We start from the raw sequence: 24,948 nt of genomic DNA on the forward strand, positions 1-24,948 counted from the left end.
GAGGAATAGTATTGTTTAAAAATAGCATTAGAAATAAATTAATCGTGATATTACTTCTCATTACAGTCATCCCATTTGGGAGTTCTATCGTTGTTACCTATCTTTATACAAAAGAATCTTTAAAGGATCAATCAATTCAAGAAAATATTAATCTTTTATATCAAGGGAAAATAAACATTGAAAGCTATTTAAAGGAATTAAATAATTTTACGTTTTCTTTTTATAGTAATCCTGAGTTCATGAATTTTCTTCGGAAAAATGAAACAGACGGGTTTATTTCTAGAGGCATAGCTCCTGGCATTTTACATTCCCTACTATATAGTGAAGAAAGTGTATTTAGAGCTTCCTTGTTAATAGTAAAGCATCAAGAAATGTTAACAGCCTCAAAACGTTCTGCTATCATTTACACACAATTAATGGATCATGATGAAATTGATTATTATCAAAAAGCTCGAAATCATTCTGCTAATCTATATATTGAACCTTTAAATGAATTTAATCGCTTTACTATTCACAGAGTTTTTAGAGACGTCCCCGCTCAAGATATTTTAGCTTATGTTTCACTAGAAATTAGGCCAGATAAAATTAATCAGCTTAGTAAATATTTATACCATGAAGGCAAAGAGGAATTTTACATTTTAAACCGAGAAGGCAATTTTATTTATAACTCAGAAACTGGAGCGCATACTCAGAGTGAATCAGGTTGGAAAGAATCTCTATTACAAGGAAACGAACAAGGTGGCACAATTGTTTGGAAAGACTCGTCTTTTGATGGAGTAATCGTGTATGACACCATTTCTGAAGCTACAGGAAGCTGGATATTAGTCAAGCGTATTCCATTTACGACCCTTTATGAAAGCGCATACGGTGTAGCGATGATTAATATTTTCTTTGGAATCATTGGTTTATTACTAGTTGTTCTTTCTACGTTATTCGTTTCTTTTAAAATAACTTCACCGATTAGAATTCTTATGCAAAATATAAGGCAGATTGAAAAAGGGAACATGCAAACTCAATTTCACTCTCTTGGAACGGATGAAATTGGAATTTTAGGTGACCGTTTTAAGGCAATGGTTGAAAAAATTAATCAACTAATTAATAGAGAATATAAATTACAATTAGAAAATAAAACAAATCAATTAAAAGTCCTTCAATCTCAAGTTAACCCACATTTTCTTTATAATACTTTACAATCGATTGGAACGATGGCGTTAAAAAGTAAAGTACCTGAGATTTATTCTTCTCTTACTGATCTTTCACAGATTATGAGGTATAGCATGAATATGGAAGAAGATATAGTGGAATTAGCGAAAGAAGTAAATTACACGAAAGCTTATTTACTTTTGCAGAAGCAACGGTTCGGAGATGACCTTGAATTTATTATTGATTTAGACGAAAAGGCGCTTTATACAAAAGTACCAAAAATGATTTTGCAACCAATCGTAGAAAATTACTTCAAACATGGCTTCGATAATCGTCAGGAAAAAGGCATAATCAAAATTAAATGCAAACAGAAAGATTCACATTTGTTTATTTCAATCAGCGATAATGGAATTGGAGTTACAGTAGACAGATTAAAGGAGATTCAAGAGCAGCTGAAACTTAATCACATTAGCGGGTCCAATATAGGATTAAAAAATGTATATGAACGCTTGAGGTTGTATTATACGGGAGATATCATGTTTAAAGTCCAAAATCGAAATAAAGGTGGCTTTCTTGTTCTTATAAGGCTTCCAATAAAACTGGGGGAGGTTACTCATGAAGGCGATTATCATCGATGATGAGAAACATGTACGTGAGGGGCTCTTATTATTAGCTGACTGGGATAGATTCCATGTAACAACCGTATTAGAAGCAGCAGATGGGCATGAAGCTATGGATTTAATTTTGAAGCACAAACCTGAAATTATCTTTACGGATATGAATATGCCACGTTGTGATGGAATTGAGTTATTAAAAAAAATTCACACTACTAAACTAAATGCTAAGGTCATTGTTATAAGTGGATATGACGATTTTAAATATACAAAAAATGCGATTACCTGTGGTGGTTTTGATTATCTTTTAAAACCGATTAATCCAACTGAGCTAAATGATACAATACAAAGAGCCATAACCGAGTGGAAAGAACAAAATAAGGCTATTTCTATATCTCCTGTTGAAAAAGAGAAAAATACAGTACAACAAATTGAGGAATATATTAGATTAAATTTTCGCGAAGATATAAAACTTCAAGATATAGCTAATCGTTTTTTCCTGAGTAGAGAATATATCTCTCGAAAATTCAAACAAGAATATCAAGAGACGCTGATTGATTATGTTACAAAAGTTAGAATGGAACATGCAAAACAACTTTTGAGAAATCCAGTATTAAAAATTTATGAAGTTGCAGAAGAAGTTGGCTACCAAAATGATAAGTATTTCATAAAAGTATTTAAAAAAATGGAGGGAATTACCCCGAAGGAATTTCGTAACATTACCGCAAAAAAATCTATGATAATAACAGAAGAATTTAACAAAATACTATTGTCATCTAAAAAAGATTGCTTTAGAATGAAAGTGCCGAAACTTTTTAGTAAGCGTTAACAAGTTTGCGGGACTATGATGAAGGAGGGTCTAATGGCAACGATAGAAGATGTAGCTAAGTTAGCTGGCTTATCGCGATCTACCGTTTCTAGGGTTATTAATCATCATCCCTATGTTTCAGAAAAGAAAAAACAACTCGTGTATGCTGCAATGAAACAATTAGAGTATTATCCTAATTCATCAGCGCAACGCTTGAGAAGACAGAAAACCGATACGATTGCTGTACTTGTCCCAAGGTTAACAAATCCATTTTTCCCTGTTTTAATTGAAGAATTGGATTTAGTTGCAGTTGAACATGGGTTACAGTTGCTCATTTGTCAAACTCAGCAAAATGAAGAAAAGGAACTCAGTTTTCTAAACTTATTAAAAACGAAACAAGTCGATGGTTTAATTTTTACTGCAATTGAAAATGATTGGGAGACCATTGCCCCTTATAAGGAATGGGGACCGATCATATTATGCAATGAATATAAATCGGAGGCTACCGTTCCTATTGTTCGGTTGAATCAAGTAAAGGGCAGTTACTTAGGTACTAAGCATTTAATTGAAAGTGGTCATACGAAAATTGCCTTCTGTGGTGGAACGGAAAGTGAATTAGGTATAGATCGAAAAAAAGGTTTTATGAAAGCAATGGAAGAAGCTGGACTGATTATGTCAGAAGATTGGTTTTTCCCGTCGTCTTATAGTATTGATTGCGGAAAAGACATCTTAAAAACTCTGTTTGCTATGAAAAACCGGCCTACTGCAGTTTTCACAGGAAGTGATGAAATAGCCGCAGGAATTATTAAGGAAGCTAAAAGTCTTGGAGTGAGTATTCCAGATGAATTAGCAGTAATTGGCTTTGATGATCAACCGATTGCAGAGTTAATGGAGCCAGCATTAACAACTATCCAACAGCCTGTTAAAGATATGGGTAAGAAGACGATGGAAGTAATGGTATCTATGCTAAATTCTGATATAGTTAATGATCAAGACCAAATTTATGAATTACCAATTAGACTTGTTAAAAGACAATCTGTTTAATGAAAGGCAAGCTGAGATCGATTTCACATTTTAAAGTGGTGTTGTGGGAACGATCTCAGAAAAAATGATTGATGTGGGAACGATCTCACAAATACTTTTTCAATTTGCAGGCAGGAAATTCAAACAAAATAATAGGTGTAATATAGGAGGATTTATATGTTGAATGTTACCGTTTGGAATGAAAACCGTCATGAACAAAAGAACCCTGTCGTTCGTGAAATTTATCCAGAAGGAATTCATGGGGCCATTGCAAACTTTTTAACTACAGAATCGGTAAATGTTAAGACGGCTACACTTGATGAACCTAATCATGGTTTAAGTGATGATGTTTTAAATTCTACTGATGTATTAATTTGGTGGGGACATTTAGCTCATGAAGAGGTAGAAGACGCTATTGTAAATAAAGTGAAGCAAAGAGTGTTAGAGGGAATGGGTTTGATCGTTCTACATTCAGGACATTTCTCTAAAATTTTTAAAACTTTAATGGGAACAACTTGCGATTTAAAGTGGAGAGAAGCTGATGATAAAGAGCGATTATGGGTAATTGATCCTAGTCACCCAATCGTTGAAGGGATTGGCGAGTACATTGAACTTGAAAAAGAAGAAATGTATGGTGAACACTTTGACATTCCTGCACCTGACCAATTAATAATGATGAGTTGGTTCGAAGGTGGAGAAGTGTTTAGAAGTGCTTGTACATACCAAAGAGGTAAAGGGAAGGTATTTTATTTCCGTCCGGGACATGAAACTTATCCAACTTACCATAACGAAGAAATTCAGCGTGTCATATCAAATGCTGTTCAGTGGGCTAAACCAACAGAAAGAAATATGCCTGTTTATGGAAATGCAAAACCTCTAGAAGAAATTCAAGAGAAGAATTGAGTTTCATAACTAATTTAGAGTAGGCTGTTGAGTTTATGTACAGTCTAAGCAATGGATCTAGTTAGAAATTATAGTAAATATATAAATTAAAAATATATGTTTTTATTAGGAGGAAATTATTATGAGTAAAATTAAAGTAGGCGTTATTGGTTGTGGAAGTATTGCAAAGCATCGTCATTTACCTGAATATGCAAATAATAACAAGGTAGAAATTGTCGCTGTATGTGATATTAATGAAGAACGAGTAAATGAATTTGCAGAACTATACAATGCAAAAGCGTACACAAGCTACGAAGAGTTGCTAAGAGTATCTGATATTGATGCTGTAAGCGTTTGTACACCAAACTACCTACATGCACCGATCTCGATTGCTGCATTACAAGCGGGTAAACATGTTCTTTGTGAAAAGCCGATGGCTACATCACAGGTAGAAGCTGAGAATATGATTAAAGCAGCAAAAGAAAACAATAAAAAACTAATGATTGCTCATAATCAACGTTTTGTTCCTTCGCATCAAAAAGCAAGACAATTAATTGAAAATGGTGAAGTAGGAAAAATCTATAGCTTCCGTACAGCATTTGGTCATGGTGGTCCAGAAAGATGGAGTGCTGACGGGGCAGATAGCTGGTTTTTTAGAAAAGAAGAGGCATTCATTGGTGCGATGGGTGACCTAGGAGTCCATAAAACTGATTTATTACGCTTTATTCTTGGTGAAGAATTTGTGGAAGTCGGAGCATTTATTGAAACAAGTGCAAAAGCAAATGCAGATGTAGATGATACGGCTGTGTGTGTTTTAAAATCAGAAAGTGGCATTATTGGTACATTAGCTGCTAGTTGGTCTTATCAAAAAGAAGATAACTCTACGATTATTTATGGAGAAAAAGCCATTCTTCGTATTGAAGATGATCCAACTAACTCACTTGTTGTTCAATATAAAACAGGGGAAATTGTAAAATACGAATTAGGTGGAATTCAGACAAATGAATCGGGTGGACAAACAAATACACAAGTAATAGACCAGTTTGTTACGTCTATCGTTGAGGACATTGAACCTGTAATCTCTGGTGAAGAAGGAATGAAGTCGCTTCAAGTTGTACTCGCTGCCCTTGAATCAAATGAAACGAAACGTATAACAAGTTTATAAAAAATTAGTCTTGATAAATGAAATATAAGGAGGATGACAATGAAATTAGGCGTATTTACTGTGTTATTTTCACAGAAAAACCTTGATGAAATGTTAGATTATGTTAAAGAGGCTGGAGTAAAAGCTGTAGAAATTGGTACGGGTGGTTATCCTGGTAATGCACATTGCGATATTGATGCGTTATTAGAAAGTGAAGAGAAACGGAAGGAATATTTAGAAAAAGTGACATCGCGAGGGTTAGAAATTAGTGCTTTCAGTTGTCATGGAAATCCAATATCTCCTGATCAAACATTTGCAAAAGAATCACATGAAGCATTAGTTAAGACCATTAAGCTAGCAAGTCTAATGGGTGTACCAGTAGTCAATTGTTTCTCTGGAACTGCAGGAGACCATGAAGGGGCAAAATATCCGAATTGGCCGGTAACACCATGGCCAAATGAGTATGGTGATGTTTTAAAATGGCAGTGGGAAGAAAAACTGATTCCTTACTGGAAGGAATGGGGGCAATTTGCTAAAGATCATGACGTTAAAATTGGCTTAGAACTTCATGGAGGGTTTTTAGTACACACCCCTCACACGATTTTAAAATTAAGAGAGGCAACTTGTGATGCTATTGGTGCTAACTTGATCCGAGTCACTTATGGTGGCAAGGTATAGACCCTGTTGCAGCTATTAAAATATTAGGAAAAGCTAATGCGATCCACCATTTCCATGCAAAAGATACGTATATTGACCAAGATAATGTTAATATGTACGGTTTAACGGACATGCAACCTTACGGAGAGATTCGAACGAGAGCTTGGTCATTCCGTTCAGTCGGGTGTGGACATAGTATTCAAGAATGGTCTGATATGATCAGTGCACTTCGAACATATGGCTATGATTATGTTGTAAGTATTGAACATGAAGATCCGATTATGTCGATTGAAGAAGGCTTTGCTAGAGCAGTGAAAAACCTTAACTCAATTTTAATCGAAGAACAACCATCAGACATGTGGTGGGTATAATAAAAGAAAAAACTGAATCACATCATATTAAGCGCGAAGTTACAAAGCATTTCAACAGAAATTGCTTAGGCTTCGCGCTTTTTTCATTGTTCGCTTGCTTCTTTATTAATTTGTTTACAAAGTTGTAACCGGAACGCAACGGAACATATATCTCAAGGAAACATAAGCCATAAAAGCAATAAAGTGTATGAAAGCGGCTTTTTTTATTAAATAAGTGTTATGATAATAGCAATAGTCATTTTTTCTGATGGGGGATATATATGGTTCAATCAGTAGACAGAGCGCTTCAAATTATTAACTTGGTGAGTCAAACAAAGGAAGGTCGGGGAGTCACAGAATTAGCAGCATCCCTGGACCTTAATAAAAGCTCTATTTATAAAATACTAAGTACACTAGTCAATCATGGTTATATTGAACAAAATGTTGAAACAAAAAAGTATCGTCTTGGTTATAAATATCTTGAACTAAGTTCTATTTTATTAGATTCGATTGATATACGAAAGGAAGCAAAACCATTTTTGGAAGAATTAGAATCACTCACAAATGAAGTCATTCATTTAGTTGTTTTTGATCAAGGTGAAGTCATCTATATTGAGAAATTGGAAGGCAGCGAAACCTTACGAACTCACTCAAAAGTAGGTAGACGTGCTCCAATGCATTGTACTAGTGTTGGGAAAGTTATATTGTCTTTTTTACCTGAAGATCAAGTAATAGCCATTATAGAAAAGTTTGGTTTACCTAAACATACTGAGAACACGATTACGGATAAAGTAGAATTTCTTGCTGCTTTAGGAGAAATCAAAAAACAAGGGTACGGGATGGAAATTGAAGAGAATGAAGCAGGTATTTCTTGCATGGCAACACCTGTTTTTGATAACAGAGGAGAAATTACGGCAGCTGTTAGTATTTCTGGACCATCAACAAGACTTACAAAGATGAGAATGGAAAGTTTAAGTCCTTTTATTAAAGAAATAGGCAAAAAAATATCAAAACGTTTAGGTTACATTCAAACAAGCTAGCAGTATGTTGGCTTGTTTCCTTACCGTAATCCAAGGATACCGATTTGAACTCTTTTGCAGATATAAAATCTAAAGAGGATTTTGAACAATTGAATATTTTTGGAAATAAATGATTGAAATGAGAGCGTTAGCATGATACGCTAAAATCAATAGAAGAAACACCGTTTCCTAATAGGAAACGATTCTGATGGTATTAATTAAGGGGGATGGAAAATGTCAAATTACGTGAAAGTTAAAGGGTTACAAGTAGCTTCTGAACTTTATCAATTTGTTAATGAAGAAGCTTTACCTAATACCGGGCTTACTAGCAACCAATTTTGGAGTGGATTAGAAACACTTATGAAAGAATTAGCACCTCAAAATAGGGAATTACTTTTGATTAGAGAAAGAATTCAGCAACAGCTAGATTCTTGGCATCAAAAAAATAAAAGTAATTTTGACTTTAATTCTTATAAATCTTTCTTAGAGCAAATTGAGTATCTTGAACCTGAAGTAGAAGACTTTCAAGTTATGACTAAAGATGTAGATAACGAAATTACATTACAAGCGGGGCCTCAGTTAGTTGTGCCAGTAAATAATGCTCGATATGCCATCAATGCTGCTAATGCTCGGTGGGGAAGTTTATATGATGCATTGTATGGAACAGATGCGATAAGTGAGGAAAACGGGGCTGAACGTCAAAAGCTGTATAACCCAATTCGTGGTGAAAAAGTCATTTCATTTGCAAAGGCATTTTTAGATCAAGTGTTACCATTGGTCAAACAAACGCATGTGGAAGTTAAGAACTACGCTGTTGTGGACGATGAACTTTTCGTAACTCTTAGTAATGGAGAAACAACTACTTTACGATCTCCTGAACGCTTTGTAGGTTTTCAGGGGAAAGCTCTTGAACCAACTGCTCTCTTGTTTAAGAACAATGGTCTACATTTTGAAATACAAATTGATCGTAACGATCCAATTGGCAAATCAGATAAAGCAGGGATGAAAGATATACTTATGGAAGCTGCACTGTCTACTATTATGGACTGTGAAGATTCAGTTGCAGCTGTAGATGCAACCGATAAAGTAGTCGTGTATCGTAACTGGTTAGGATTAATGAATGGACGTTTAACGGCAACGTTTACTAAGGGAAATAAAACAATGACTAGAACGTTAAATTCCGATCGTGTCTACACAGCAGTTAATGGAGAAGAAATCACTTTATCAGGACGTTCACTTATGTTTGTCCGTAATGTAGGTCATTTAATGACGAGTAACGCAGTTTTAGATGAGGCTGGTCAGGAAGTCCCTGAGGGGATCTTAGATACGGTTATTACTAGTTTAATTGGTAAACATGACCTTTTAAGAGAAAGTGAAAATAACTCTAAAGAAGGTTCAATTTACATCGTTAAACCGAAAATGCATGGATCAAAAGAAGTAGCTTTTGCGAATAAATTGTTTGATAGAGTGGAAGATATGCTTGGACTAAGACGCAATACATTGAAAATTGGTGTGATGGACGAAGAACGTAGAACAACATTAAATTTAAAAGCTTGTATTCGAGAGGTAAAAGATCGAATTGTATTTATTAATACAGGGTTCTTAGATCGAACAGGTGATGAAATTCATACTTCTATGGAGGCTGGTCCTGTAATTCGTAAGCACGAAATGAAAGCTGCCAAATGGTTACTTGGTTATGAGAAATCAAATGTTAATATTGGTCTAGCGACCGGTTTAAAAGGGCGTGCTCAGATCGGTAAAGGAATGTGGGCGATGCCAGATTTAATGGCAGAAATGTTAAAGCAAAAGGGTGGCCATTTAAAAGCAGGAGCCAATACAGCTTGGGTTCCTTCACCAACTGCAGCTACATTGCATGCCCTTCATTATCATGAAATAAATGTAGCAAATGTCCAAAATGAGCTAGCAAAAGAAGTATTGGACTTGCGCGATGATATTTTAGCTTTACCGATAGCTGAGGATTTAGATTGGAGTATAGAAGAAATCCAACAAGAGCTAGATAATAACGCACAAGGAATCCTTGGTTACGTTGTTCGTTGGGTCGATCAAGGAGTTGGATGTTCAAAAGTGCCTGATATTAATAATATCGGCTTGATGGAAGATCGAGCTACACTTCGAATTTCAAGTCAGCATATGGCCAACTGGATTCGTCATAATGTAGTGACCGAAGAGCAAGTGCTAGAAACGCTAAAACGAATGGCAAAAGTAGTTGATGAACAAAATGCTAGTGATCCAGAATATCAAGCAATGTCAGTAGATTATGATGACTCTGTAGCATTTCAAGCTGCATGTGAACTAGTTTTTGAAGGAGGCGCACAGCCTAACGGTTATACGGAACCAATTTTACATCGCCGTCGTCAAGAGGCTAAAGCTAAGATTAAGCTAAAGGCTTAGATTAGAACTCCTCTAAAAAATATGCATTAGAGTACCGAATTAAGATTAAATACTCACACCTCAATAACGAAAGGACTTTATAAATGAAATTTGCTAGATTTCAATATGAATCAACTATATATACAGGAATTCTATCTGAAGAGGGACTGAAAGAGATTACTGGAGATATATTTGATACATGGACATATACAGGTAAAGTGTTCCGGGAAGATGATGTACAATTACTGGCACCAATTGAAGCAAATCAAGTTATTGGAATTGGAGCGAATTACGTATCTGTTTCAGAAGAGTTACCAAAAGTATTACCCGATATACCTGTTTTTTTCTTTAAACCAACTTCTTCCATTATTGGACCAGAAGAAAAGATTGTCATTCCTAATTCATTAAATGAAGTGAAATTTGAATCTGAGTTAGCAATTGTCATTGGGAAAGAGGCTAAAAATGTAGCTGAAGTAGATGTACTAGATTATATTTTTGGTTATACAGTCGCTAACGATGTTACAGCACCACAATTTTTTCACGAGGCTGGACACTGGATGATAGGAAAGGCATTTGATACTTTTACACCACTTGGGCCTTACATCGAAACAGAACTCGATCCATTTTCGGTAAGGGTGGAGGCTAGGTTGAATAGTATCGAAAAACAAAATAGCTCTACAAATCTGATGATTGTGCCTATTAGAAAGATGATTTCTTACCTCTCAAATGTGATGACACTAAAAAAAGGTGATGTTATCTTAACTGGCAGTCCGGTGGGGGCAGAGTTTGCTTTTGAAAATGATCGTATTGAGTGTGAAATAAAAGAAATAGGAATTTTACGAAATTCGTTTGTTAAAGGAAAATAGGATAAATAGTAGAAAGCCTCGACATGAGTTGTCGAGGCTTTCTTAGTATTAGTTAATTCTTAATTCACTTTCAACATCAAAGAAGTGAACTTTATTCATATCGAATGCTAAATCAATCTTTTGGCCACTATGGAAATCTGAACGAGCATCAACGCGAGCGATAAAGTCTTGACCTTCCACTTTTGAATAAAGATAAGATTCCGCCCCTAATAATTCTGCTACTTCAATTGTTGCATTAATCTTTGTTTCAGGAGAAGCTTCTAGGAAAAGTAATTCATCATGAATATCTTCAGGACGCACACCTAGAATTAATTCTTTTCCAGCGTAACCTCTTTCTTTTAGTAATTTTAATTTTCCTTCAGGAATTTTAATTTTTACTTTACCAAGAGAGAAGAAACCATCTGTTAAAGTTCCTTTAATAAAGTTCATAGCTGGTGAGCCAATAAATCCACCAACGAAAACATTATCAGGATTATCATAAACTTCTTTTGGAGTTCCAACTTGTTGAATAATACCATCTTTCATAATAACAATACGAGTAGCCATTGTCATTGCTTCTGTTTGGTCATGAGTAACATAAATTGTAGTCGTTTGTAGACGTTGGTGTAATTTACCAATCTCAGCACGCATTTGAACACGTAGCTTAGCATCAAGGTTAGATAAAGGCTCATCCATTAAGAAAACTTGTGGATCACGTACAATCGCTCTTCCTAGTGCCACACGTTGACGTTGACCACCAGACATTGCTTTTGGCTTACGATCAAGCATTTCAGTTAAACCTAAAATTTTTGCTGCTTCTTTAACACGTCTATCAATTTCATCTTTTTTGAACTTACGAAGTTTAAGACCAAAAGCCATATTGTCATATACATTCATATGTGGATATAGAGCGTAGTTTTGGAATACCATTGCGATATCACGGTCTTTTGGAGCAACATCGTTAACACGACGGTCGCCAATGTATAAATCCCCTTTAGAAATTTCTTCTAGGCCTGCAATCATACGTAATGTAGTTGATTTACCACAACCAGAAGGACCAACGAATACGATAAATTCTTTATCTTGAATGTGTAAATTAAAATCTGTTACCGCAGTAACATCACCATCATAAATCTTGTATACGTTTTCTAATCTAATTTCACCCATCTATTATCGCTCCTTTAATTTCTTAATATGATGTTAGTGTAACCGAAGTAAGCGTTTTCGTATATTGTAAATGTGCATAAAAAATAATGCATTGTATTTGTGCACAATGCATTATTTACTAGAATCGTTAAAAAGAAGAGCGAGATAAATAGAGACGGCATTGTTAAAATGTCTAATGTCTACTCCTGTTTTCTCTATGAATTTTTCTACTCGGTATTGTAATGTATTACGGTGAAGGTAAAGCTTTTTAGCAGCGAGTGAAATATTCATATTACAATCTAAATAAACTCTAATACTTTTAATAAGATCCTTATCGTCTTTAACATTATGAAGAAGCTGTTTTGATATTTGGTTTAAGTTTATAGAATTAGCTTCGTACAAAAGAAGGTGGGGGATCATTTCTTCACCAATGTAAATTTTCTTTTTGAATGATTGTCTAATTTTATCAAAACAATCCTTTTCCCAATCATAACGTTCTCTAGCTTCTTGTATGCTTGTACTTTTTAAACCTATATATAAAGAAAGATCTATATAAAAATCACTTGCAATCGTATCGGCAATTGCTTCATGTAAATTATCTATTTGATCGGTGATAGTCGGTTCAAGATCTATAATTACAGCTTCCGATCCAGTTACCCATAAAATAATGGTTTTGGTTGGATACAAACTTTTAATCGCCTCAACTAAAGAATCTGGTTCTGATACTTCGCCTTTTATTTTTAAGTGTGTAAACCTAAAATGATCACTAAGATTTTTTGAGTCGTTCGAGTTATATTCGGTATCGAATAGAATAGAAGACCAATATTTTTCCTCATTTGAAGTTAATTCAAAGCTGTTGTGAAAGGTAATGGGAGAGAGAAACAAATTTAATAAAGAGATTTCATCATCTGTCAGTTGTTCATTTGGAAAACCTACTGTAATTTGTTCAGGTGTTTTAAACCAATAATAATCTTCTTTTTTAAATTCAAATTCGCTACTATGTACAACTATTTTATTTCCAAAATGTTCTTTAAGCTTTTCTAACATAAAGAAGTCCTCTCGATACATTGATTTTTAAAGAACTTGCAAAACAAGTACTTGTCATTTAAGGATATCATAACCCTTATCGTTTGATAAATTTTTTTCTTTATGCAGAAGTTAATTGAAAGGATAATCCTTAGTTAATCTTTCAATACTATTTATGTAATAGCTATATCTAGGAGGTGGAATCAAATGACCCAATTAACGACAAAAGAGCTTTCCTTTATTGAAGATGAGATTCGCTCAGAAGAAATTACGGCTAAAACCATTAATTGGTGTGCTTCAAATTGTGATGACCAGGAAATACGAGACCTATTAGAACAAATTGCAGAAACTCATCAATTGAATATTGCAGAGTTGTCGCAGTATTTTAATCAAGCAAGAATGATTCAATAACAAGGGGGACTGGCTGTGCCAAATAATATAAACGAGAGAGGCTTAACCGATCGTGAGATGCTACAACTCTGTTTGGAATTAGAAAAAGGACGTTGTAGAAGTATTGGGAATACCATGTTAGAAACAAGTCATACTGAATTACGTGATTTGTATCGAACATTTTTCGAATCGGCTGACCAAAATCAAGTTAGCCTTTATGAGCTAATGAGTAGTAAAGGTTGGTATAAAACAGATCAAGCTAGTGCCGAACAAGTCACAAAGGTTCAAGAGTTTATGCAAAATAATTTGCACCCAGATCACAATGCATGAGCAACGATTGTATAACACTAAATTGCGAAACGGAGGTTGGTTAGGGATATGGTAAATCAAGACTTTGAACAATTTAATAAAGTACAACAGCAACATAAATCTCCTCATCTAAAAGGAGCAAAGAAACCGAAATTAGGAGAAGAACATCAAAATGATAGCAGAAATTCAGGAATTTCAGTCGGTGCAGAAGGTAGGGATATTTACTCTAAAAAATAAATCCATTAGGCTGTTCATTAAGAGAGTTACTAAGAAAATAATTTTCCTGTGATGAAGTGAGCGCAAATGGGGTCTAACATGTGAAGGACACGTAAGTAATCAAAAAAACAATTATTTAAAAACAGCTTTCCATAAAAAGACGAGATGCGTTTCGTCTTTTTTGTATTTTCAAATTAAATAAGCTCCTTTACAACAATGCAAGTAAAAGGGAGGGGAGGGTGTAAATGGGAACAAGAATAGCACAAAAAAACTGACCAGCTAAACTCGGCAAACGGTCAGTTTCGTCGATATAATATTAAAGTGCATTTTTCTCCCATGCTGTTACCAATAGGCTGGAAATGTATTGTGCTACTTCTTTGGCTTCAAGGTTATCAACAGATACTTTCAAATGATGGGTTGAATACATTTCTTGTCTTTTATAAAATAACTCTTCAATGTCTGTCATTGATTTCCCTTGAAGAACTGGTCGACTATCAACAATAAGATGAAACCTTTTAAGCCAATTATCAAAAGACATATCTAGTGCAATAACCATACAGTTTTTTAAACAAAGATCTTTTATTTCATCCTGTAAAAAAGCTCCACCACCCAAAGAAATAACGTTAGAATTGTCAGTACAATACTTGTAGATAAGTTCTTTCTCCTTCTCCCGGAACTTCTTTTCTCCATATTTGCTGAAAATTTCAGAGACTTCCATACCGAATTCCTTTTCAATTTCACAATCAAGGTCAATAAAACTTCTTAATAGTTGATCAGCTACTAATTTCCCAATTGTGCTCTTTCCAACACCCATAAAACCTATGAATACAATACTTTTATCTTTTGATGGAACGAATTCTTTTTGCATAAAATAGAAACTCTCTTTCAAATTTATTTAATGATCCTTTTATAGATGCGAAACCAGTCTTATCAAAGTATAATATAGATTTAAAAAGATGTAAAAATAAAATGAATTATTAAAATGTTATGATTTTATCGGTATGATTTATGAGATGAATATTGATTGGGTAAGAGGTTTGAATTATGATGGAAGAATCAAAAAAGAGATAGTTAAGAAATCTAGTAGAATAAGGGGCAACGATTAATGATGAGTAACAAAAAGGAAATTTTAGTAAAAGGTAGAACAATAAGTGCCCAAAATCCAAGTGTTTGTGTTCCTTTAGTTGGAATAACTCACGATGAACTAATTGAAACTGTTTTGGAACTTGTGAAAAAAGAACCAGACATTATTGAATGGCGAGCAGACTATTACGAACGGTTGGAAAATATACAGTTAGTTTTAAAGACATTAGCTTCAATTAGAAATGCAATTGGAGAAATTCCTCTATTATTTACAATAAGAGCCGAAAAAGAAGGAGGACAAGCTATTTCTTTAACTGTACAAGAAAAGATAGAGATTATGAATGTTGTTTGCGCTAGTGGACAAATTGACTTGATTGATCTCGAATTATTCCATAACAAAGAAGAAATTACTCAAGTTAGAGATATCGCAAAAAAACATCAAGTTTTATTAATATTATCTTATCATAACTTTCAAGCAACACCAGCGCTCCCGACTTTACTAGAAAAGTGCGTGGAAGCGGAGCTACTTGGAGCAGATCTAGCAAAAATATCAGTTATGGCCCAAGACGAGAAAGACGTTCTTCACCTACTTGAGGTTACTCAAGAAGCAAATGAGTCAACGGCTATACCTTTAATAACGATTTCAATGGGTCCTCTTGGTTCTATAACTAGAATGTTTGGATTTGCATTTGGATCCTGTATCACTTTTGGTATTGGTTATGCAAGTTCAGCCCCAGGGCAAATTCCAATAGAGGATGTTAGACAAGTCATAAAAATTGTTCAGCGATCGTTGAACCACTCATTATAGTCACGGTGTGTGAAAAGTCAAAGAAAAGCATCTTAGCTAATCTAAGATGCTTTCTTAATGGAGTGGGTGTGGGCAAAAAGTTATATTTTTATTAGAATCTCGATCCGTTTAACTGTTGTTCAGCCATTTGAACAAGGCGTTTTGTGATCTCGCCACCAACGGAACCGTTCGCACGTGCAGTAGTGTCGGCGCCAAGTTGAACACCAAACTCTTGTGCGATTTCGTATTTCATTTGGTCAAGAGCTTCTTCTACTCCAGGTACTAAAAGGTTGTTGTTGTTGTTGTTGTTCTGTGCCATATCTAATCACCTCTTTGTAAGTTTTCAAAATTAGTATGTCACTAGATCAACCCTTTATACATTCATTGAACAAAATGTAGTAATAGGTTAAATAGATAACGGTCACCGTTGGCTTTAAACCAGTGACCGTTTGACTTTATTACTATTTTGTTACAGCTTCAAGTGCGACTTCCATCATGTCACTAAACGTAGTTTGTCTTTCTTCTGATGTTGTTTCTTCCCCTGTAAGGATATGGTCGCTTACAGTAAGAACGGATAAAGCATTTCTATTGAATTTAGCTGCAATTGTATAGAGAGCGGCCGTTTCCATCTCAACTGCTAAAATACCGTATTTAGCCCACTTTTCGAGTTCAGAATTATCATTATAGAACATGTCTGCTGTAAAAACGTTCCCGACTTTAAGATTAAGTCCTTTTTCAGTTCCAACATCATACGCTTTTTTCAGTAGATCAAAATTTGCCGTTGGAGCATAGTCCACACCGCCAAAAGTAAGGCGATTCATTTGTGAATCAGTTGAAGCACTCATAGCTAAAATAACATCTCTTACTTTTACATCTTGTTGAATGGCACCACAAGTTCCTACACGAATTAAATTTTGAACATTATATTCTTGCATAAGTTCATTAATATAAATCGAGATAGATGGAACTCCCATTCCTGTTCCTTGTACAGAGATTCTTTTTCCTTTATATGTACCCGTAAAACCTAACATACCTCTAACTTCATTGTAACAAACTGCATCTTCTAGAAAAGTTTCTGCAATGTATTTTGCTCGTAACGGGTCTCCTGGAAGTAGAATTGTCTCCGCTATTTCACCTTGTTTTGCACCAATATGTACGCTCATTAGATGCCCTCCATCCTTATACTAAATAGTTCTAACAATCATTACTATAACATAATCATGTATTCGTTCAAATTGTAAGACAAGTCTTACAATCTAGATCGTAACTTTAGGGGAAAAAGAACTTTCTTTCCCTTTTTCACATAAGATAAATCAATATTGTATAGAAAGGAACTGAGCAAAGATGAATCATGATTTAACGTTTGTTTCAAAATCACTCCTTCTAATCGGCTCAATTTTCTTTTTAATTGGATCTTACCTTTCGTTTAAAATGGAATTAGACCGATAGAGCTTATGACTAAAAGAGGTGATTCATAAGAAGGTCTCCTTTGAATCACCTCTAATATATCTCTCCATAAATCATAGTTACCTATCTATACCAACTTACACCGAGGATTATGAGCAGGATGACTAGCACTACAATGAGAGCAAATCCTAAACCTGACCCATGCCTAGGTGCAGTCGGGCAACAGTATCCGTAGCCTCCGTACCAAGGACCGTAATAACCCATTTCTACACCACCTTTCAAAAGTGGATTTACTACACCATATGCACAAATGGTGAACTCTGAGCTAGGTATTAGTGGAATTTAATGAGATAAATAGAGATATTTGTTGGTGCACATTGTGATGAAAAACATCCTTAAAACGCTTCAATTGTTTTTTCGGTGACAGTTATGATAGGATACGACCAAATTAAAGAAAGGAGATGGAGTATGAATCAGGAAAACATAAAATTAAAAATACTTGAAGCTTTTCAGTTTAGACATGCCACGAAAAAATTCGATGCTAGTAAAAAGATTGCTAATGAGGATTTCGAATTCATTTTAGAAACGGCAAGGTTGTCACCAAGCTCAATCGGTTTAGAACCTTGGAAGTTTATTATCGTACAAAATGAAGAGTGGAGAGAAAAATTAATAGAGATAGCTTGGGGAGCTGGTGGTCAATTACCGACAGCAAGTCATTTTGTTCTCATACTTGCCAGAACAGGAAAAGATGTGAAATATAACTCTGAATACATAAGGCAACATCTAAAGACGGTCAAGGAAATTCCAGAAGAGTTACTTGACGATATTTCTGAAAGGTATGGTACATTTCAAAAAAACTTTGGCTTGTTAGAAAGTGAGCGTGCCTTGTATGACTGGTCTTGTAAACAAACTTATATTGCGCTAGCTAACATGATGACAGCTGCAGCGCAAATTGGAATAGATTCATGTCCAATTGAAGGATTTAATTTTAAGCTTGTCCATCAATTTTTAAATGAGCAAGGCCTACTAGAAGATGGGTCTTTTGATATTTCAGTCATGGCAGCTTTTGGGTATCGCCTTGAAGAACCACGTCCTAAAACTAGGAAACAAATAGCCGAAATTGTGACATGGATTAAATAAAATAACGGTCATCTTAAGAAGTCTGTATTTGGACCTTCTTTAGATGACCGTCTTTTTATTTTGCAACTAATTCAGACAGTTGATTCAACACTTTTCCGAAAGCTTGTTGCTCTTTTATGCTTCGCAGTTTTTGAAAGGGATCTCCTATCTTTTCTAAGCGATTAATAACAGCAGGAATTGTGAACATTGCAGGAGTTAACTGGGATGTTACTTCACTCCACTCTAATGGTGTAGCAATTTGACCTAATGCACTTCCTCTTGGAGAATAGGGGGAAACAATGGTTTTTCCTTCATCATGTTGAATGTAATCTAAGTAAAGTCGATTACCTCTATTTTTCTTCAAACGCTCTGTCGTAAACCATTTCGGGCTTTGTTCACATAGAAAACGGCAAACAAACTCTGTAAACACTCTTGTTTCATCGTATGAATAGTTCTGTTCTGGTAAAGGAATGTATACTTGTAACCCTTTACCTCCCGATGTTTTAACAAATGACTGTAAATCAAACTGATCAAATATCGCCTTCATTTGCAATGCAGCTTCTATAGCTAAAGAAAATTCGTCTACAGATGGGGGATCTAAATCAAACACAATCTCTTTAGGATTTTCAGACTTTCTTGTTTGAAAAGGAATGTGGAATTCAAGAGCAAGTTGATTGCCAAGCCAAAGTAAAGTTTCAATATCATTACATAAAATGTAGTTAATATCATCGACTAATTCAGTATTAACAAATGTAGGAGCGTAGTCAGGGCAGTGTTTTTGATAAAACTGTTCAGCATTAGCTCCGTGTGGAAAGCGAATGACAGTCAGAAGTCGTTCTTTCAAAAATGGAAGTAGAAAGGGAGCTGCTTTTTGCAAATAATACAAATATTGGTCTTTATTAATGTCTAGATTTGGCCAAATAGGTTTATCAGGATGTGTAATATTAATTGTTTCTGGCAGTGGATTCATTTTTCTTAATAGGGAATGCCAAGTACAATCAGCTGGTTCTAACTCAAAGTTAAAAGCATGAAATTTAGGTTCTCTGAGCTGCTTTCCATCAAAATCAATGCAAGCAACTTCAACACAGATGGAAGGTTGCAATTGCCAAATATTTGGTGCAGTTCGTTCCCCGTTTTGTTGAAAAAAAGTAAGAAGTGTCTGTTCTTCTTCATCTGTTAATCCATGCCGAAAAATTACAACCTCAGTTAATTGGTCTTCTTTGAATACAGATCCGTGAAAATAACCATTTCCTTTATCGTATTTGGTTAAGCAAACAGATATGTACCGGTAATTTTTCACTTTTAACCAATTAGAAGTTCTTTTTCCACTTTCCCAGACAGAAGATTCTCTTTTAGCGACCATGCCTTCCCCGTTATGTGTCGTTATTAAATTCCAGAGAGACTTTCCGTCTTCTATTGCTTGAATCATCTGAAGACGATCTTGACTTTCATAAGATATAGAAATGGGCAAATGTAACTTGGTAAACAGATTTTGAAGTTTTTGTTTTCGATATGAGAACGGTTTGTTTTCAAAGTTCTGACCTTTGTATAGAAGGAGATCAAAGATAGCAAGATGACAAGGGAAACGCTTAGCATGATCCTTTATAACATTTTTGGTTCTCATACGTCCGCGTAGCTGAATCTGAGTAAAATCACTTTGAAAGTTATTAGTGAGATAAACCATTTCACCGTCAAACATTAAAGGTAGATCCGACTTTATTTCGTGATAAATGCTCTCACAGTAGCTTATGATTTCTGGAAATTGAGCGTTTAAGTTGTTGCCATTACGACTAATTAGTTGAGGCTCTTTTTCAACCCAATGAAGTAAGCAGCGAAACCCATCAAATTTGGTTTCATATAGCCAACCTTTTTCTATAGGGTATTCTGTTGCGGGTGACAACAGCATTGGTTTCAATAGGAAAACCTACTTTCTTAAAAATGGTATTACTTAGCTTTTTCACTTTTTCTTTTACCATACATAATCTTCGCATTTTGATTGCACATTAAGTAAAAAAGTAGGTGAAGAAAAATGCATACAGTTTGGAAAGGGAGTATTAGTTTTGGTTTAGTTAATATTCCAATTAAACTTCATACAGCTACCGAAAACAAAGACATTAAATTAAGACAATTACACAAAGAATGCCATACACCAATAAGTTATCAAAAAGTTTGTCCCGGCTGCGATAAAGAAGTGAAAACAGAAGATATCGTGAAGGCATACGAGTATGCCAAAAATAAATTTGTTATTTTGGATGATGAAGAACTAGAAAAACTTAAAAAAGAGAATGAAGATAAAGCAGTTGAGATTGTAGATTTTGTGAAATTAGAAGAAATAGATCCAATTTATTTTGAAAAAAGCTATTTTATTGCTCCTGATAATGGTGGTGCTAAAGCTTATTCCTTATTAAGAAAAGCTCTAGTTGAATCGGGGAAAATAGGCATAGCCAAAATCATCATTCGTTCAAAAGAACAGCTTGCAGTCGTTCGTGTTTATAAGGATACTTTATTAATGGAAACGATCCATTTTCCTGATGAGGTTCGGAATGTGGACGAAGTCCCTAATGTACCAGCAGAGCAACTTGTTGTTCAAAAAGAACTCGACACAGCTTTAATGCTCGTGGACCAACTCACAACAACTTTTGATCCTGAAAAATATAACGATGATTATCGGACAGCTCTAATGGATTTAATTGAAGAAAAGAAATCGGGCAAAGAAACCGTTACAACAACAGAAAAGCAGCCTGCTGCGACGTCAAATGTTACAGATTTAATGTCTGCTCTTCAGGCTTCACTCGATAAAACAAAAACCAAAAAAACAACTACAAGAAAAAGAAAACCTGTAGCTGCAAAATCTACAAATGACAAAAAGACAACGACTGCTTTAAAAAATGCTTAATTCACTCTTGGAAACGAAATACGCTTCTATAAAAATATAGATCACTATCGTAGGGCACTGAAAATTAAGTAAGACCTTTTCAGTGTCCTTTCGTGTTGATTACTAGTTTTGTCTAAATTAAATGTCTAATTCTGTAGTTTAGATATACTAAATATAGTAAAATGGTATTTAAAGCTTAGAATGAAAGTCATATTCGAGAAGGGTAAACATAATGAAATTAAAAACAAAACTTATTATCAGTTTAGGTACCATTACTTTAATTATCTTAGCTTTAAGTGCTACTGTCATTTTTACGATGGATAGACAACATGAAACGATGAGAAATCTGATTGCCGAAAATTATGCAAGGGTTATGGTTGCTGAACAAATTAAAAATGAAACGAATTTTATTGCAAGAGAAGTTCGGGAACTTCTGTTAACTACTTCAGAATCACAACAGAATGAAAAGATTACGTTAATAAATGAGTCATTGCAGGGGATTGGAGGAACGTTTCAAACCCTAGAACAAATGTCTATAGGCGATAGCGAGAAGTTACAAAGGATTGCTTCCATTCAAACAAGTCATGGTAACTATACTGATATGATCCTAACTGTAATGATGACTGCTATGAATGAAGGCAATGAAGCTGCTTCGGAGTTTTTATTGAATCAAAATATAAGGCAGCAAATTCTGCAAGAAGTCGATGAGCTAGTAAGTCAAGAAGAACAGGTGATGATTACAACTTACGAGGAATCAACAGAAGCCTATGAATATGCAATGCTCATCCTGACAATTTTCATTATTTTGTCTATCGCTATTGTTATTATTATCACATACATAACGATTAAGAATATTACGAAAAGTATTAATACCGTTCGTAAAGTTATTACAAGCGTTCCATCACATTCCCTTGAACAGTTACCCCGTATTGCTGTTACTTCTAAAGATGAGGTTGGTGATATTTCAATTGCTTATAATGAAATGGCAGCCTCTTTAGAGAAATTATCTATAAACGAGAAGCAGTTGGCGGATGAATTGAAAGAAGAAAACTGGATTAAGACTCGCTATGCTGAAATCGCGATGAAATTCCAAGGGATAGCAGATTTAAGTGAATTTGGAAATGTTTTCATGATAAATATTGCTCAATTTGTAAAGGCCACTCATGGGGTTTTATATATAAAAGATGAATCTCAGAAGCTTCAACGAATTGCTACTTATGCAACATCAAATGGGTCTATTGAACCGGAATTAACGGTTGAGTTTGGTCATGGATTAGTAGGACAATGTGCCGCAGATAGTCATTCCATGTATATTGAACCTTTGCCAAAGGGTTATATCTCTACCCAATCGGGTCTTGGAGAAGCAACGCCTACTTCATTACTTTTAGTTCCCATTGAGTTTGAAGGGGAAGTTTTAGGAGTTTTAGAAGTAGCAAAATTTGAATCATTCTCTAAATCTGAAATTAGTATCGTAGAACAAGTTTGTAAAGTGACTGGAACAAGTATTGAACGAATTCTTGATCACATGAAAATTGAAGAACTGCTAGCTGAGTCGCAAACTCAATCAGAAGAACTCCAAACGCAATCAGAAGAGTTGCAGCAGCAACAAGAAGAACTAAGATTAATCAATGAGCAATTGCACGAACAGTATAAACAATCTGATGCTAGAAAGAAAGAGCTAGAGAAGATCAAAGAAGACTTAGAAGATAAGAATAAAAGCATCAAGCTTGGCTCTAGGTATAAGTCAGAGTTTCTTGCGAATATGTCTCATGAACTAAGAACACCTTTAAATAGTATGTTAATCTTGTCTCAAATTCTTGCAGAGAACCAATATGGAAACTTGACGGAGAAACAAGTTGAACATGCAAGTACAATTTACTCTTCAGGTAAAGACCTGCTTGAGCTGATAAATGACATACTTGATTTATCTAAGATTGAATCTGGAAAAGTAGATATCTATCCAGAAGAAGTCTTAGTTGAAGATGTACAGGCTTTTGTAAAAAGACAATTCATGCCGATCTCCAATCAGAAAAATATTGATTTCAAAATAAGAGTGGATGAAAAAGCTCCAGCTTATATTTTTACAGATGATCAAAGGTTAAAGCAGATTTTAAAAAATCTATTGTCTAATGCTTTCAAATTTACGAGTAAAGGAAGCGTCGAGCTTTATGTGAAAAAAGGAATAGAAAAGCAAGGAATGAAAATCTCTTTCTCTGTTTTAGATACAGGAATCGGTATTTCAGAAGAAAAGCAACAACAAATTTTCGAGGCGTTTTATCAAGAAGATGGAACGATCACGAGAAAATATGGCGGAACTGGCTTAGGTTTATCAATTAGTAGAGAACTTTCAGAGTTGCTTGGTGGTTATATAGAAGTTGAAAGTGTAGAGGGGAGAGGAAGTGTCTTCACTCTACACATTCCGGATTTAAATGATCTTTCTGTCCTCCAAGAAGTTGCAGTAACAAAAGAAGAAGTGAAGGAATTAGAAGTAGTAGACGAAACAGAAAAAATAACAAATCCTTTAATACTCGAGAACTTAACCAGCGAACCAATTCAAAATCGGGGTGAACTTGAGAACAAAACGGTTTTGGTTGTTGATGATGATATGAGAAATGTTTTCGCTCTTACAGCGGCGTTGGAAATGCACAATATGAATGTTGTGTTTGCTGAAAACGGTAAGGAGGCTCTTAATATCCTTGATAAGGAGACTGACATTGACATCATATTAATGGATATCATGATGCCTGAAATGAATGGTTATGAAACGATGCAAGCAATTAGACAAGATCATCAATGGGGCGAAGTACCAATTATTGCATTAACGGCAAAAGCAATGAAAAATGATCGAGAGAAATGTATTCAAGCAGGAGCTTCTGATTATATTAGTAAGCCTGTTAATATGGAACAATTACTATCCTTAATTAAGGTTTGGTTGTACAAGTAAAGTAGGGGGTTGTAGTAAATGAATCATTTGCTGCAGAATCAAACAGAGAATGAAGATGAAAAAACAGAACAAATAGAGATTGTGCTTATATTAGAGGCTATTTATCAAAAATACGGTTATGACTTTAGAAATTATGCTTATTCTTCGATAAGAAGAAGACTTTGGTACAGAGCGCAAATTGAAGAGATGAACACAATCTCAGAATTTCAATCCAAGCTTTTGCGTGAACCTGCATTAATGAAAGTTCTGCTTAAAGATTTTTCAATTAATGTAACGGAAATGTTTCGTGATCCAGGTTTTTTCAAAGTCTTTCGTTCAAAGGTGGTTCCTGTTTTAAGGGAACTACCTTACATTAGAATATGGCATGCAGGTTGTTCTTCTGGAGAAGAAGCTTATTCAATGGCTATTTTGCTACATGAAGAAGGTATATACGAAAAAACACAAATATACGCAACCGATATGGATGAAGATATTCTTGAGAGAGCAAAGTCTGGAAAAATATCGCTTGATCATATGAAACAATATACGAAGAATTATCAACAAGCAGGTGGAACAAAGGAGTTCTCTGAATATTACACGGTGAAAGATAACTATGTAACATTAAATCCTTTTCTAAAGAAAAATATCATTTTTGCTCATCATAATTTAGTGACAGACCACTCTTTTAATGAATTTCAAGTAATTATTTGTAGAAATGTACTAATTTATTTTAATAAACAGTTAACCAACAGAGTATATGATCTGTTTTATGATAGTCTGATGTGTACGAA

At 34.8% G+C, this 24,948-nt stretch carries 23 protein-coding genes and 1 pseudogene; 17 read left to right on the top strand and 7 right to left on the bottom strand.

Translation table 11 applies throughout. From position 1 onward, the window contains the following. Positions 1 to 11: 11 nt before the first annotated feature. The 9 genes and pseudogenes from JCM9157_RS10755 (at position 12) to JCM9157_RS10795 (ending at position 10,897) form a co-directional block, all read left to right on the top strand. Positions 12 to 1,781: a sensor histidine kinase gene (locus JCM9157_RS10755; RefSeq protein WP_035664611.1), complete on the top strand. Its 1,770-nt coding sequence runs from the start codon at positions 12 to 14 to the stop codon at positions 1,779 to 1,781. Further along, entirely contained in the window at positions 1,759 to 2,586 is an 828-nt protein-coding gene (locus tag JCM9157_RS10760) for a response regulator transcription factor (protein ID WP_081734136.1), read from the top strand. The genes JCM9157_RS10755 and JCM9157_RS10760 overlap by 23 nt, the downstream gene beginning before the upstream one ends. 33 nt (positions 2,587 to 2,619) lie before the next feature. Next, on the top strand, positions 2,620 to 3,609 hold the full coding sequence (locus JCM9157_RS10765) for a LacI family DNA-binding transcriptional regulator (RefSeq protein ID WP_035664612.1): 990 nt from the start codon (positions 2,620 to 2,622) through the stop codon (positions 3,607 to 3,609). 156 nt (positions 3,610 to 3,765) lie between these two features. Further along, on the top strand, positions 3,766 to 4,491 hold the full coding sequence (locus JCM9157_RS10770; RefSeq protein WP_035664618.1) for a ThuA domain-containing protein: 726 nt from the start codon (positions 3,766 to 3,768) through the stop codon (positions 4,489 to 4,491). A gap of 121 nt (positions 4,492 to 4,612) precedes the next feature. Further along, positions 4,613 to 5,635 carry a Gfo/Idh/MocA family protein gene (locus JCM9157_RS10775; protein ID WP_035664620.1) on the top strand — a complete coding sequence of 341 codons (1,023 nt, stop codon included), beginning with the start codon at positions 4,613 to 4,615 and terminating at the stop codon, positions 5,633 to 5,635. A 39-nt stretch (positions 5,636 to 5,674) separates the two neighbouring features. After that, positions 5,675 to 6,642: pseudogene (locus tag JCM9157_RS10780) on the top strand (sugar phosphate isomerase/epimerase family protein). A gap of 260 nt (positions 6,643 to 6,902) precedes the next feature. Continuing rightward, entirely contained in the window at positions 6,903 to 7,661 is a 759-nt protein-coding gene (locus JCM9157_RS10785; protein ID WP_035664621.1) for an IclR family transcriptional regulator, read from the top strand. 213 nt (positions 7,662 to 7,874) lie between these two features. Next, the gene (locus JCM9157_RS10790; RefSeq protein ID WP_035664623.1) at positions 7,875 to 10,052 is read left to right on the top strand and encodes a malate synthase G; all 2,178 of its coding nucleotides are present in this window, start codon (positions 7,875 to 7,877) and stop codon (positions 10,050 to 10,052) included. Positions 10,053 to 10,135: 83 nt separating this feature from the next. Next, positions 10,136 to 10,897 (top strand): fumarylacetoacetate hydrolase family protein, encoded by a 762-nt coding sequence (locus tag JCM9157_RS10795; protein ID WP_035664626.1) that lies wholly within the window; start codon positions 10,136 to 10,138, stop codon positions 10,895 to 10,897. A 48-nt stretch (positions 10,898 to 10,945) separates the two neighbouring features. On the opposite strand, the gene JCM9157_RS10800 is transcribed toward JCM9157_RS10795, so the two are convergent. After that, positions 10,946 to 12,043 (bottom strand): ABC transporter ATP-binding protein, encoded by a 1,098-nt coding sequence (locus JCM9157_RS10800; RefSeq protein WP_035664630.1) that lies wholly within the window; start codon positions 12,041 to 12,043, stop codon positions 10,946 to 10,948. A 111-nt stretch (positions 12,044 to 12,154) separates the two neighbouring features. Beyond that, the gene (locus tag JCM9157_RS10805; protein WP_035664636.1) at positions 12,155 to 13,069 is read right to left on the bottom strand and encodes a PucR family transcriptional regulator; all 915 of its coding nucleotides are present in this window, start codon (positions 13,067 to 13,069) and stop codon (positions 12,155 to 12,157) included. Between the two features lie 186 nt (positions 13,070 to 13,255). Between JCM9157_RS10805 and JCM9157_RS10810 the strand changes: the two genes are divergently transcribed. Genes JCM9157_RS10810 through JCM9157_RS24630 form a run of 3 tightly spaced genes read left to right on the top strand, consistent with a single transcriptional unit; the run spans position 13,256 to position 13,984 of the window. Continuing rightward, on the top strand, positions 13,256 to 13,459 hold the full coding sequence (locus JCM9157_RS10810; RefSeq protein ID WP_035664637.1) for a hypothetical protein: 204 nt from the start codon (positions 13,256 to 13,258) through the stop codon (positions 13,457 to 13,459). 15 nt (positions 13,460 to 13,474) lie between these two features. After that, a complete protein-coding gene (locus JCM9157_RS10815; RefSeq protein ID WP_035664638.1) occupies positions 13,475 to 13,768 on the top strand; it encodes a spore coat protein in 294 nt (97 codons plus the stop codon). Between the two features lie 48 nt (positions 13,769 to 13,816). Then, positions 13,817 to 13,984, top strand: a complete 168-nt coding sequence (locus JCM9157_RS24630) for a hypothetical protein (RefSeq protein ID WP_156321486.1) — start codon at positions 13,817 to 13,819, stop codon at positions 13,982 to 13,984. A 295-nt stretch (positions 13,985 to 14,279) separates the two neighbouring features. Here the strand turns inward: JCM9157_RS24630 and JCM9157_RS10820 are convergent, their stop codons facing one another. After that, the gene (locus JCM9157_RS10820; protein WP_035664641.1) at positions 14,280 to 14,831 is read right to left on the bottom strand and encodes a shikimate kinase; all 552 of its coding nucleotides are present in this window, start codon (positions 14,829 to 14,831) and stop codon (positions 14,280 to 14,282) included. A 237-nt stretch (positions 14,832 to 15,068) separates the two neighbouring features. On the opposite strand from JCM9157_RS10820, the gene aroD reads away from it, so the two are divergent. Further along, positions 15,069 to 15,854, top strand: a complete 786-nt coding sequence (gene aroD, locus JCM9157_RS10825) for a type I 3-dehydroquinate dehydratase (RefSeq protein WP_035664643.1) — start codon at positions 15,069 to 15,071, stop codon at positions 15,852 to 15,854. Positions 15,855 to 15,945: 91 nt separating this feature from the next. Here aroD and JCM9157_RS10830 read toward each other — a convergent pair whose 3' ends face one another. The 3 genes from JCM9157_RS10830 to JCM9157_RS23975 form a co-directional block, all read right to left on the bottom strand. Continuing rightward, positions 15,946 to 16,152 (bottom strand): alpha/beta-type small acid-soluble spore protein, encoded by a 207-nt coding sequence (locus JCM9157_RS10830; protein WP_035664645.1) that lies wholly within the window; start codon positions 16,150 to 16,152, stop codon positions 15,946 to 15,948. 142 nt (positions 16,153 to 16,294) lie between these two features. Then, positions 16,295 to 16,996 (bottom strand): purine-nucleoside phosphorylase, encoded by a 702-nt coding sequence (gene deoD / locus JCM9157_RS10835; RefSeq protein WP_035664647.1) that lies wholly within the window; start codon positions 16,994 to 16,996, stop codon positions 16,295 to 16,297. A 367-nt stretch (positions 16,997 to 17,363) separates the two neighbouring features. Then, on the bottom strand, positions 17,364 to 17,504 hold the full coding sequence (locus JCM9157_RS23975) for a YjcZ family sporulation protein (protein WP_081734138.1): 141 nt from the start codon (positions 17,502 to 17,504) through the stop codon (positions 17,364 to 17,366). Between the two features lie 204 nt (positions 17,505 to 17,708). Here JCM9157_RS23975 and JCM9157_RS10840 point away from each other — a divergent pair, with 204 nt between their 5' ends. Then, a complete protein-coding gene (locus JCM9157_RS10840) occupies positions 17,709 to 18,380 on the top strand; it encodes an NAD(P)H-dependent oxidoreductase (protein WP_035664648.1) in 672 nt (223 codons plus the stop codon). Between the two features lie 55 nt (positions 18,381 to 18,435). Here JCM9157_RS10840 and JCM9157_RS10845 read toward each other — a convergent pair whose 3' ends face one another. After that, positions 18,436 to 20,265: a DNA ligase D gene (locus tag JCM9157_RS10845; protein WP_369384727.1), complete on the bottom strand. Its 1,830-nt coding sequence runs from the start codon at positions 20,263 to 20,265 to the stop codon at positions 18,436 to 18,438. Positions 20,266 to 20,388: 123 nt separating this feature from the next. Here JCM9157_RS10845 and ku point away from each other — a divergent pair, with 123 nt between their 5' ends. The 3 genes from ku to JCM9157_RS10860 form a co-directional block, all read left to right on the top strand. Further along, positions 20,389 to 21,255 carry a non-homologous end joining protein Ku gene (ku, locus tag JCM9157_RS10850; RefSeq protein WP_035664651.1) on the top strand — a complete coding sequence of 289 codons (867 nt, stop codon included), beginning with the start codon at positions 20,389 to 20,391 and terminating at the stop codon, positions 21,253 to 21,255. Between the two features lie 211 nt (positions 21,256 to 21,466). Then, positions 21,467 to 24,178, top strand: coding sequence for a response regulator (locus tag JCM9157_RS10855; RefSeq protein WP_035664654.1), 2,712 nt, complete (start codon positions 21,467 to 21,469; stop codon positions 24,176 to 24,178). A gap of 18 nt (positions 24,179 to 24,196) precedes the next feature. Continuing rightward, the coding region (locus JCM9157_RS10860) for a CheR family methyltransferase (protein ID WP_035664656.1) at positions 24,197 to 24,948 on the top strand (752 nt) is incomplete at its 3' end.

It is taken from the genome of Halalkalibacter akibai JCM 9157 (assembly GCF_000513135.1).
GTDB classification, from domain to species: Bacteria; Bacillota; Bacilli; order Bacillales; family Bacillaceae_D; genus Halalkalibacter; species Halalkalibacter akibai.